Annotated in this window: 8 protein-coding genes; 5 read left to right on the top strand and 3 right to left on the bottom strand. The window is 73.7% G+C overall.

What is annotated here, in order from left to right; translation table 11 throughout:
- A partial coding sequence (locus tag ACZ58N_RS13080) for an SUKH-4 family immunity protein (RefSeq protein WP_471158427.1) occupies positions 1–1,265 on the top strand: 1,265 nt, incomplete at its 5' end.
- Between the two features lie 160 nt (positions 1,266–1,425).
- Positions 1,426–2,286 (top strand): DivIVA domain-containing protein, encoded by an 861-nt coding sequence (locus ACZ58N_RS13075; RefSeq protein ID WP_471158425.1) that lies wholly within the window; start codon positions 1,426–1,428, stop codon positions 2,284–2,286.
- A gap of 258 nt (positions 2,287–2,544) precedes the next feature.
- On the opposite strand, the gene ACZ58N_RS13070 is transcribed toward ACZ58N_RS13075, so the two are convergent.
- On the bottom strand, positions 2,545–3,402 hold the full coding sequence (locus ACZ58N_RS13070; RefSeq protein ID WP_471158423.1) for an alpha/beta fold hydrolase: 858 nt from the start codon (positions 3,400–3,402) through the stop codon (positions 2,545–2,547).
- An 80-nt stretch (positions 3,403–3,482) separates the two neighbouring features.
- On the opposite strand from ACZ58N_RS13070, the gene ACZ58N_RS13065 reads away from it, so the two are divergent.
- Positions 3,483–4,037 carry a CGNR zinc finger domain-containing protein gene (locus ACZ58N_RS13065; protein WP_471158421.1) on the top strand — a complete coding sequence of 185 codons (555 nt, stop codon included), beginning with the start codon at positions 3,483–3,485 and terminating at the stop codon, positions 4,035–4,037.
- Between the two features lie 4 nt (positions 4,038–4,041).
- Here ACZ58N_RS13065 and ACZ58N_RS13060 read toward each other — a convergent pair whose 3' ends face one another.
- Entirely contained in the window at positions 4,042–5,616 is a 1,575-nt protein-coding gene (locus ACZ58N_RS13060) for an MFS transporter (protein ID WP_471158419.1), read from the bottom strand.
- 385 nt (positions 5,617–6,001) lie between these two features.
- Here ACZ58N_RS13060 and ACZ58N_RS13055 point away from each other — a divergent pair, with 385 nt between their 5' ends.
- Both ACZ58N_RS13055 and ACZ58N_RS13050 read left to right on the top strand, forming a co-directional pair.
- On the top strand, positions 6,002–6,778 hold the full coding sequence (locus ACZ58N_RS13055; protein ID WP_471158417.1) for an ABC transporter ATP-binding protein: 777 nt from the start codon (positions 6,002–6,004) through the stop codon (positions 6,776–6,778).
- Positions 6,775–9,351: an ABC transporter permease gene (locus tag ACZ58N_RS13050; RefSeq protein ID WP_471158415.1), complete on the top strand. Its 2,577-nt coding sequence runs from the start codon at positions 6,775–6,777 to the stop codon at positions 9,349–9,351. The genes ACZ58N_RS13055 and ACZ58N_RS13050 overlap by 4 nt, the downstream gene beginning before the upstream one ends.
- 137 nt (positions 9,352–9,488) lie before the next feature.
- Here the strand turns inward: ACZ58N_RS13050 and ACZ58N_RS13045 are convergent, their stop codons facing one another.
- Positions 9,489–10,991: a DUF2079 domain-containing protein gene (locus ACZ58N_RS13045; protein WP_471158413.1), complete on the bottom strand. Its 1,503-nt coding sequence runs from the start codon at positions 10,989–10,991 to the stop codon at positions 9,489–9,491.
- Positions 10,992–11,222: the final 231 nt, after the last annotated feature.

The following is an 11,222-nucleotide window of genomic DNA, read 5'->3' as shown; positions in this document are numbered from 1 at the left end:
GTCGGCCTCCGACGCCGCCCGGTCCGCCCGGCGCTCCCGGCGCTCCCGGCTCGGGGCAGCCGCCCGCGCCGCCCGGTGCCCCCGGGGGCGGTGCCCACCACGCGGCGACGATGCTCGCCGGGCCCGGTGTGCCGCAGCCGCCCGGCCCGCCCGGTGCGCCCGGCGGCGGGCTCGATCATGCCGCGACGATGTTGGCCGGTCCGGCCGTCGGACAGCCCCCGACGCCCCCCGGCCCGCCCGGGCCGCCGCAGGGCGGCGCCGCGGGGCGGCCGCCGGTCCCGACCGGCGCGCCCACGGTCGGCCCCGGCTACCAGGCCGTGCTGCGCTACCGCGCGCCCGACGGCTCCGAGCAGCAGCTCATCCGTCGCTCGGCGCCCGGTACCCCGCACCCCGAGTGGCAGATCCTGTACGAGCTCCGCGCGATGAACGTGCCGCCGCAGCAGGTGCTGGAGCTGCACACGGAGCTGGCCTCCTGCGAGCTGCCGGGCGGGTACTGCGCCCGGATGATCCGGGAGACCTGGCCGCAGGTGCGGATCACCAGCGTGGCCCCGTACGGAACGGACCACGCGGGCCGTCAGCAGGGCGTGCGGCACCTCCTCACCCATCAGGGTGAGCTGCACCAGGTGGCGGACGGTCCGGCGCGCCCCGCGCCGGTACGGGCGCCGCTGCCCCAGGTCCCGCTCCAGCCGGCCGTTCCGATGGAGGTCATCGGGCAGGAGCTGGCGGGCGCGTTCGGGCCGCAGGGCGTGTTCCGCTTCGATCAGCGGGCGGTGTCCCGACAGGGCGTGCCCGACATCGTGGCGCAGACCCTGATGTGGGCGGGCCTGCCCGTCGATTTCGGGCCGTTCTTCTGGGCGCAGGCCGCTCCCGGTCAGCCGGTGCCGACGCTGGCCGAGCTGGCGGCGCAGAGGCAGGTGCAGCCGGCGTCCGACGCGGGCTCGTACCTCGTCGTCGGCAGCGACTTCGGCAAGGCGCTCTGCGTGCAGTACGGGACCGCGCACATAGTGGCGGTGCCGGTGGAGGCCGGTCCCGGCGGGGCGCCCGTGCCGCCGCAGTTCGTGAACTCCAGCCTGCCGCAGTTCGCCCGGTCGCTGGCCATGCTCGGTCACATGTGGCGCTTGAGGCAGCATCTGACGCCGGAGCAGGCCGGCCGGTGGACCGTCGATTTCCAGGCGAACCTCGCGGGGCTCGACAGTGCGGCGTTGGCGTCGCCGGAGAACTGGTGGTCGGTGCTGCTGGAGCAGATGTGGGACGGGTTGCTCTGATCGGATGATCGGATCGGTGGCCGGGCCGGGACCCCTCGAACGGGGGACCGGCCCGGCCATTCCGGCTTCTGCGAGCAAATGACGCATCCTTGACGGGAATCCCCGCGAGAGAGGCGCTTCCAGGATGAGTGCACCCATGTCACCTCACGGACCTCAGGGTTTGGCGACCGTACGCGGCCGCGGCTACCGGGTCGAAGACGTCGACCGGTACCTCGCGCGGCTCTCCGGCAGCCGGGACGAGGCCTGGGAACGGGTGGCGCGGCTGACCGTCCTGGAGAAGCAGATGGAGGCCGAGGCGGAGCGGCTGCGCGAGGCCGTGACCGCCCTGGCCCCCCAGACGTACGACGACCTCAGCGAACGCGCCCGGCGGATCCTGCTGCTCGCGCAGGAGGAGGCGGACGTCCTGCGCCGGGACGCCCGCACCGACGCGGGCGACGTGCTGGGCGCGGCGGAGGCGCACGCCGACCGGGTGGCGGAACTGGCCCGCCACGACGCGGAGGCGGTGCGCGAGCAGACCGAGGTGCGGGCGCGGCAGGGGCTGCTGCGGGCGCAACGGGAGGCCGACGACACGCGGGCGGAGGCGCGGGACGACGCGGCGGCGTGGCGGGCGGAGGCCCAGGCCGGGCTGGTGGAGATGCGGCGCCGGTCGGAGGCGCTGCTCGCCGAGCGCGAGCAGGAGCAGGCGGAACGCCGGGACGCGGCGGAGCGGGAGCTGACCGGGCGCGCGGCGGAGATGGAGGCGCGGGCCGCCGAGCAGGAGCGGTACGCGCAGGCGCGGCTGGACGAGGCCCGGCGGGGGTTCGCGGAGGCGGAGGAGTCCGCGCGGCACGGGCAGGAGGACGCGGAGGCGCGGGCGGCGGAACTGCTGGCGGAGGCGCGGGTGCGGGAGGAGCGGGTCGGGCGGGAGACGGAGCGGGTCCTGCGGGAGCACGCGGAGGCGCAGGACGAGATGCGGGCGCACATGAACCATGTCCGGTCCAGTTTGGCGGCGCTCACGGGGCGGGCGCCGGCGGAGGGGTGACGTTGCCCTGGCCGGGCGGATGCTTGGGGGGCGGTGCCGGTGCCGGGGTCGGGGGCTGCGGGTGGGTCGGGGCCGGGGCCGGGGTGGGGTGTCGTCCGGGACGGGCATGATTTATGGCGCCCTGTCAGGGGCTGCGTTGGTGGGGCGGTGGCGTGCGCCAACAAATCACGTTTTGGTCCCGGACGACACCCCACCCCGTCCCCGGCCCCGACCTGGCGTTTGTGATCCGGGCGTTCTTCGTGTCAGGGGTGGGCTGCTTCAGGGGGTGAGGGTGTTGAGGAAGGTGTTGATCAGGGGGGTTATTTCGGGGAGGTGGGTTTCCAGGGCGAAGTGGCCCGCTTCGTCGAAGAGGTGGAGTTCCGCTTCGGGGACGTCGCGGAGGTAGGCCTTGGCGCCCGCCGGGGTGAAGAAGGGGTCGCCCGCGCCCCAGAGGACGAGCAGGGGCGGTCGGGTGGTGCGGAGCCAGGACTGCCAGGCGGGGTAGTGGGCGAAGTTCGCCGCGTAGTCGAAGGCCAGATCGGCCTGGGCGTCGGCGCGTCCCGGCAGGCCGAGGTAGTGGACGTCCAGGGTCCAGCCGTCGGGGGAGATCCGGGCGGTGTCGGCGACGCCGGTCTCGTACTGGAAGCGGGTGCCCTCCTCGGTGAAGAGGCCGCGGACCCTGTCCTCGTCGCCGGGGACGTCGCGGCGCAGGCCGGCGAACGCGCGGGCCGCGTCCGAGAGGCCCTCCTCGTACGCGTTGCCGTTCTGGACGATCAGGCCGGTCACCCGGTCCGGGTGGCGGGTGGCGAGCCGCAGGCCGACGGGGGCGCCGAAGTCGAAGACGTAGAGGGCGTACCGGTCGAGGCCCAGGGCGTCGGTGAAGCCCTCCACGACGTCCGCGAGGCGGTCGAAGGTGTACGTGAAGTCGTCGGGGGTCCGGGTCCGGCCGAAGCCGGGGTAGTCGGGGGCGATCAGGCGGTGCGGGGTGCCGTCGAGGGCGTCCATCAGGCGGGCGAACTGGTGGGAGGAGGTGGGGAAGCCGTGCAGGAGGAGCAGGACGGGGGCGTCGGCGGGGCCGCTCTCGCGGTAGGCGACGGTCACGCCGTTCACGTCCACGGTGCGGTGCAGGACGGACATGTAATGCCTCCAGTGGCTTGGGTGGCATTAGCTTTGCTCAGGATTGCTAATGGGTCAAGGGGGGTTGGTATCATTAGTCCATGACCGTTTTTCCGCTCACGGGCGAGCACCTCGCGCTGGACCTGCTGAACACCCGGCCCACCGTCGGCGACCTGATCGCCGATCCGGAGGGGCTCGCCGCGTGGCTTGAGGCGGAGGCGGGGCGGGTCGGGCCCGTGGGTGAGGTGGGGGCCGTCGAGGTGGCGGCCGTGCGGGCCGTGCGGGAGGCGGCCGGCTCGGCGCTGGCGGCCGTCCGGCGGGGTGAGCGGCCTCCGGGCGATGCGCTCCGGGTGTTGAACGCCGCCCTGGCGGGGGCCCCGGCCCACCGGGAGTTGGTGTGGGGCGGGGAAGGTGGGCTGGAGTCGGTCGCGATCCGGGAGGCGGACCCCGGTCGGAGGCTGGCGGCGGAGCTCGCGGAGGCCGTCGCGGACCTGTTGGCCGGGCCTCGGGCGGCGGAGGTCCGGGAGTGCGAGGCCCACGACTGCGCCCTGTTGTTCCTGCCCGCCAACCCGAGGCGGCGCTGGTGCGTGGCGTCGGCCTGCGGCAACAGGGCGCGCGTCGCCCGTCACTACGCCCGGCGCAAGGAGAGCCCGTAGCGGTTCAGTCGTGTTCCTTCAGGACGGGGAACTCGCGGGGTGCGACCAGCAGGAGGACCAGCAGCGCGGCGAGGGCGGCGGCCGTCGCGCCGAGGAAGATGTGGTCGACGGCGGCGGCGACCGCCGAACGCAGGTGGGCGGTGGTCGCCGCGGGGAGGGAGTCCGGGGATGCCAGGGCCTTCGAGACGTCGTCCAGCCGGTGCGGGAGGCCCGGCAGCGGGGCGTCCGCCAGCCGGGCCGCGATCGTCGCGTTGGCCACGGCGCCGAGGAGCGCCGCGCCCACGCTCTGGCCGACGGTGCGGCAGAACAGCACCGAGGCCGTGGTGGTGCCCCGTTCCTCCCAGCCCACGGTGGACTGCACCCCGATCATCAGCGGCAGTTGGAAGAGGCCGAGGGCGAAACCCAGCAGCAGCATGATCAGCGCGGGCTGCCAGGCCCGTGCGGGCTGGGGGAGCAGCGTGAAGGCGAAGAGGATCACCGCGGCGGCCCCGATGCCGAGGACGGCGGTGTCGCGGAAGCCGATGCGGCGGTAGACGTGCTGGCAGAAGGCGGCCGAGATGGGCCAGCTCAGTGTCATCAGGGCCATCACGAACCCGGCGCCGACGGGGCCGAGGCCCAGCACCGTCTGCGCGTACGTCGGCATGAACACCAGCGGGGCGACCATCAGCAGGCCCAGTGAGCCCAGGGCCAGGTTCACGGCGGCGATGGTGCGCCGGCGCCACACCCACCCGGGCAGGATCGGCTCCGGGGCCCGGCGTTCCACCCGGACCACCACCGCGGCCAGCACGGCGGCGGCCCCGAACAGGGCCAGCGAGGGCGCGGAGAGCCAGGGCCAGGCGACGCCGCCCTGCACCAGCGCGAAGAGCAGCACCCCGCCGCAGGCGAAGACGCCGAGGGCGCCCGCCCAGTCGACCGGGCCCCGGCGACCGGGGGAGCGCACGGGTTCGACGAGGTGCCGGGCGGTGAGCCACAGGGCGAGCCCGGCGAGCGGGACGTTGATGAGGAAGGTCCAGCGCCAGCCCGCGTACGCGGCGAGCAGGCCGCCGAGCGCGGGCCCCAGCAGCGAGGACGAGGCCCAGACCGTGGTCATCCGGGCCTGGATCCGCGGCCGTTCCTTCAGCGGGTACAGGTCGGCGGCCAGGGTCTGCACGGTGCTCTGGAGCGCGCCGCCGCCCAGCCCCTGGACGATCCGGAAGGCGATGAGCGCGGCCATGTTCCAGGCGGACGCGCACAGGACGGATCCGATGAGGAACAGGGCCGTCCCGAAGAGGAGGACGGGCTTGCGGCCGAAGGTGTCGCTCAGCTTCCCGTACACGGGCAGGGTGACGGTGACGGCGAGGAGGTAGCCCGAGAACAGCCAGGAGAAGACGGAGAACCCGCCGAGGTCGCCGACGATCTGCGGGACCGCGGTGGCGACGACCGTGGTGTCGAGGGCGACCAGGGCCATGCTCAGCATCAGCGAGACGACCACCCGGGTCGGCGGGCGCCCCTGCGGGCGTCCGGCCGCGGGCTCGTCGCGGGGACGGCCCGACCGGTCGGCTGAAACGTTTCCTCCGGGGAGGTTCGTCCCGTCGTCCACAGGGGCCTCCCCCTGGTTCCCCTCCGCCGCCACCGCGTCGCCTCCCCCTTCGTGCCCCCGGCACCCGGACGCGGAGAACACCTTCTCACCAGGGGTGTGTCCGACGGTATCCCTCACCCCGGGCGGCCCCGGGGCCCCGGATCCCCTAGGGGTCGCTCCCCCCAACGGGCCAGGGGACGTTCGTCCCGGCGGATGAGGCCGAACGTCCCGCCGCGTCCTTAACTGATTCATACGAGCGGGGTGGGGTTAACCCCCCGGTGGATACGGCGATGGGCACCAGCGCGCCGGACACCCCCCGCGCCACAGACTTCACCACGGCGACGCACGCACGCACCAGCGCGCACCGGGCGCGCAGCGAACAGGGGAGAACACCGTGACAACCGCGATGACCGAAACCAGGCACGGGAGTACCGGAGGGAACGGCGCGGTCGCGGCCCGGGCCCGCCAGGTCGTCAAGGCCTACGGCTCCGGCGAGACCCGCGTCGTCGCCCTCGACACGGTCGACGTGGACATCCACGCGGGGCAGTTCACCGCGATCATGGGCCCCTCCGGCTCCGGCAAGTCCACGCTCATGCACTGCCTCGCCGGCCTCGACACCGTGACCAGCGGGCAGATCTTCCTCGACGAGACCGAGATCACCGGCCTCAAGGACAAGAAGCTCACCCAGCTGCGCCGCGACCGCATCGGCTTCATCTTCCAGGCCTTCAACCTGCTCCCCACGCTCAACGCCCTGGAGAACATCACGCTCCCCATGGACATCGCGGGCCGCAAGCCGGACCCGCAGTGGCTGGCGCGGGTCGTGGACACCGTGGGTCTCGCGGGCCGTCTCAAGCACCGCCCGACCGAGCTCTCCGGCGGTCAGCAGCAGCGCGTCGCCGTGGCCCGCGCCCTCGCCGCCCGACCGGCGATCATCTTCGGCGACGAGCCGACCGGAAACCTCGACTCCCGCGCCGGCGCCGAAGTCCTCGGGTTCCTGCGCCAGTCGGTGGACGAGCTCGGCCAAACGATCGTCATGGTCACGCACGACCCGGTCGCCGCCTCCTACGCGGACCGCGTCATCTTCCTCGCCGACGGTCGCATCGTCGACGAGATGTACGGGCCCACCGCGGACCAGGTCCTGGACCGCATGAAGGACTTCGACGCACGCGGGCGGACCTCGTGACCGTCATGAAGACCGCCCGGCGCAACTTCGTCGCGCACAAGGGCCGGATGGCGCTCTCCGCCATCGCCGTACTCCTGTCCGTCGCCTTCGTGTGCGGAACCCTGGTGTTCACCGACACGATGAACACCACCTTCGACAAGCTCTTCGCCGTCACCAACTCCAACGTCACGGTCACCCCCAAGGAGGCCGTGGCCGGCGAGGAGACCCCGGCCACCGGCAAGCCCCGGACGCTGGACGCCTCGGTCGTCGACAGGTCCGCGAAGGCCGAGGGCGTCAAGGGGGCCCAGGGCGGCGTCCTGTCCATGGCCGTCACCGTGGTCAACGCCAAGAACGAGAACATGGGCTCGACCACCGGCGCCCCGACCATCGCGGGCAACTGGAGCGACAACGAGCTCAAGTCGATGAAGATCACCTCCGGTCACGCCCCGCGCGGCCCCACCGAGATGATGGTCGACAGCGACACCGCGAAGAAGCACCACCTCGCGCTCGGCGACGAACTGCGCACCATCGCCGTCACCGGCGACACCCGCGCGCGGATCAGCGGCATCGCCACCTTCACCGTGACCAACCCGGGCGCCACGATCGTCTACTTCGACACGGCCACCGCCCAGCAGCGACTGCTCGGCGCCCCCGGCGCGTTCACGCACGTCAACATCACCGCCAAGGACGGGGTGAGCGACGAGCAGCTCAAGCAGAACGTCGCCAAGGCCCTCGGCGCGGACGCCTTCACGCTCCAGACCGCCAAGGAGGCCGCGGACGCCAACCGCAAGGACGTCGGCTCCTTCCTCGACGTCATGAAGTACGTGATGCTCGGCTTCGCCGGCATCGCCTTCCTCGTCGGCATCTTCCTGATCTTCAACACCTTCTCCATGCTGGTCGCCCAGCGCACCCGCGAGATCGGCCTGATGCGCGCCATCGGCGCCGACCGCGGACAGATCAACCGCTCCGTCCTCGTCGAGGCCTTCCTGCTCGGCGTCGTCGGCTCCCTGCTGGGTGTCGCCGCGGGCATCGGCCTGGCCGTCGGCCTCATGAAGCTCATGGGTCAGATGGGCATGGAGCTGTCCACCGACGACCTGACCATCGCCTGGACCACCCCGGTCGTCGGCATCCTCCTCGGCGTCGTCGTCACCGTCGTCGCCGCCTACGTACCCGGCCGGCGGGCCGGCAAGGTCTCCCCGATGGCCGCCCTGCGCGACGCCGGAACCCCGGGTGACCGCAAGGCCGGCATCGTCCGGGCCGTCCTCGGCCTCGTCCTCACCGGCATCGGCGGCGCGGGCCTGTTCCTCGCCGCGGCCGCCGAGAAGGCCTCGACCGGCTCGCTGTGGCTCGGCCTCGGCGTGGTGTTCAGCCTCATCGGCTTCATCGTCATCGGTCCGCTGCTCGCGGCGGGCGTGGTGCGGGTGCTCTCCGGAGCGGTCCTGCGGCCCTTCGGCTCCATCGGCCGGCTCGCCGAACGCAACGCCCTGCGCAACCCGCGCCGCACCGGTGCCACCGCCGCCGCCCTGATGATCGGACTGGCGCTCGTCGCCTGCCTCTCGGTCGTCGGCTCCTCGATGGTGGCCTCGGCCACCGACGAGCTCGACAAGTCGGTCGGCGCGGACTACATCGTCAGCTCCGAGACCGGACAGCCGGTCATGCCGCAGGCCGAGCAGGCCATGCGGGCCAACCCGCGCCTCGACCACGTCACCGCCTACCGGGAGATCCCTGCCAGGATCACCGCCCCGGACGGGAGCACCGAGGCCGTGGGCCTCGGCGCCACCGACCCCACCTACGCCCAGGACATCCGGCGCAAGATGGTGGCCGGCGAGCACGCGGCGGCGTACGGCAAGGACGCGATCGGCGTCGGTTCGATCTACGCCGACGCGCACCGCGTCAAGCTCGGTGACGAGCTGACGGTCGCCTTCGACGGCGGGAGGACGGTCAAGCTCAAGGTCGCGGCCATCACCAGCGACGAGGGCAACCTAGACAAGGGCATGACGTACATCAGCACCGCCCTCGCCGAGGCCTCCGTCCCGGCCGACCGGATGCCGCGCCCGTTCATGCTGCTGGCCACCGCCAAGGACGGCCAGGCCACGACCGCGTACGCCGAGGTCAAGAAGGCGCTCGCGGAGTACCCGCAGTACACCGTGCGCAACCAGGCCGACTACAAGCAGGCCCTGAAGGACCAGGTCGGCCAGCTGCTGAACATGGTCTACGGCCTCCTCGGCCTCGCCATCGTCGTCGCGATCCTCGGCGTCGTGAACACGCTGGCCCTCTCGGTCGTCGAGCGGACCCGCGAGATCGGCCTGATGCGCGCCATCGGCCTCTCCCGCCGCCAGCTGCGCCGCATGATCCGCCTGGAGTCGGTGGTCATCGCCCTCTTCGGCGCCCTGCTGGGCCTCGGACTGGGCATGGGCTGGGGTGCCGCGGCGCAGCAACTGCTCGCCCTGGAGGGCCTGAAGGTCCTGGAGATCCCGTGGCCGACCATCCTCGGGGTGTTCGCCGCCTCGGCCCTGGTGGGCCTGTTCGCCGCACTGGTACCGGCCTTCCGGGCGGGGCGGATGAACGTACTGAACGCGATCTCCGGCGAGTAGACCCGCCGGACGGTCGTACGGGGGGACGCGACCCCGGGCAGCCCGCAGGGGCGGCCCGGGGTCGCGCCGTGCCCGGGGTGCCCGGGCGGGGGGTGCGGGAGCGCCGCCGCGCCGGTGCCGGTCGGGCCGGACCGTGCTCAGATCCGGCGCAGGACGACCGTTCCCCGGGCGGTGCCCACCAGCGTGAAGCGGGCGTCCGGGTGCAGCTGCCGGGCGTAGCCGATCGGGTCCTCGCCGGCCCAGCCGGAGGCGTTGTCGTAGACGAGGTAGTCGGGCAGGACGCCCTTGGTGTCGCCGATCCAGAACACCCGGCAGCGCGAGGTCAGCCGGGTGATCGGCGCGATGTCGCTCTCCACGCTCGCGCCGTCCGGGATCCGGGCGAGCAGCCGCTCGACCGCGCCGACCCGCGCGGGTCGCTCGTAGGTGGCCGCTTCCCCGAGCCGGGACAGGGGCAGGGTGGTCGCGCTCAGCGCGAGCCCGGCCGCGAGCAGCGCGGCCGGCACCTGGAGGGAGTACGCCCGCAGCCACGGGCGGGGGGACCGCCGGGAGGCGTCGAGGGCGTCGGCCAGGGCGAGGGCGACGATCGGCATCAGGACCGCGCTGTAGTGCCAGTCGGTGGACCAGTAGTGCTCGTCGCCCGACAGGAACCGCCACCCCAGGGTCGGCGCGGCGACCAGCAGCAGCGGGGAGCGCAGCGAGAGCAGCCCCGTGGTGGGGATCAGCACCCAGGCGAGGGTGGAGAGCTTGGTGCCGAGCCCGTCGAGGGGGCCGGGGCCCGCGCCGTCGAGCTTGTCCCAGTAGGCGTAGCCGTCGGAGGCGAAGGCGGGGATCACGACGGTGAACACCAGGGCGGCGACCACCACACCGAGGACGGCCACCGCGACCGCGGCCCGCGCGGCCCACCGGTCGGTCCGCCGGGCCCGCCAGGCGACCACCAGGGCCAGGGCCGCGAGGGTGACCCCGAGGTCCTCCTTGACCAGCAGCAGCGGCAGCCCCCAGGCCAGCGAGGCCCACCACCGGCGGGCCACCAGCGCCTCCAGGGCGAAGGCCAGCAGCGGCACCGCGAAGCAGATCTCGTGGAAGTCGAACTCGACGGCCCGCTGGATCCCCCAGGACAGCCCGTACGCGGCGCCGAGCGCGAGCCCGCGGCCCGGCCCGAGGAACCGGGCCGCGGCCCGGGTGACGGGCACCGCGGACACCGCGAACAGCGCCGCCTGCACGACGAGGAGCGTGACCGGGGTGGGGAACGCCCGGTAGAAGGGGGCGATCAGGGCGATGACGGGGCTGAAGTGGTCGCCGAGGACGCTGGCGCCCGGCCCCTTCAGGTCCACCACCGGCGGTCGGAGCCAGGCGTAGGCCCGGACGGCCTGCTCGAAGATGCCCAGGTCCCAGGAGAGGTTCTCCATGCGCCGGTGGCGCGACACGGACAGCACGGCGTACGCGAGGAACAGCGCGGCGGCGAGCAGCCACGCGTCCCGGCCGGTGCGGGACGCACCCCCCGGCCCCCGCGCGACGCCCGGCCCCCGTACCGTCCCCGGCGCCCGGACGACCCGGCGCGGTCCCGGTACGACCGGGGCGCGGGGCGGCGCCGGGGTCGCCGGGAGCGCCCCGGCCGTCGTCGGACTCCCGGATGTGGACATACGTTCAGATTGTCATTCCGGTCGGACGGACCGGGCCCCGGCCCCCTGTTCCGGCCGTGGCCGAAAACCCCCGGGGCGGCGCCGGACGGGCGGGCCGAGCCCCGGTGGGGGACGGTGGAGGAGGGGCGGGCGGGCGTAGGGTGGGAACCCCCGGCCCGTTCACGTGTCGGGTCCTTCGCGTTGCCCCGTACCCGCCCCGCCCCGCTCTTCCCCTGCCCACGGACGAACTCG

It is taken from the genome of Streptomyces sp. NPDC040432, from assembly GCF_055595445.1.
Note: the sequence above shows the minus strand (reverse complement) of the source record. Positions and strands in the feature narration are given on the sequence as shown.

What these genes read in the sequence shown, in the direction of transcription:
- ACZ58N_RS13070 (WP_471158423.1), bottom strand. Translation starts at nt 3,402, where the DNA reads ATGTCCGTCCTGCACCGCACCGTGGACGTGAACGGCGTGACCGTCGCC.
- ACZ58N_RS13065 (WP_471158421.1), top strand. Translation starts at nt 3,483, where the DNA reads ATGACCGTTTTTCCGCTCACGGGCGAGCACCTCGCGCTGGACCTGCTG.
- ACZ58N_RS13055 (WP_471158417.1), top strand. Translation starts at nt 6,002, where the DNA reads ATGACCGAAACCAGGCACGGGAGTACCGGAGGGAACGGCGCGGTCGCG.
- ACZ58N_RS13045 (WP_471158413.1), bottom strand. Translation starts at nt 10,991, where the DNA reads ATGTCCACATCCGGGAGTCCGACGACGGCCGGGGCGCTCCCGGCGACC.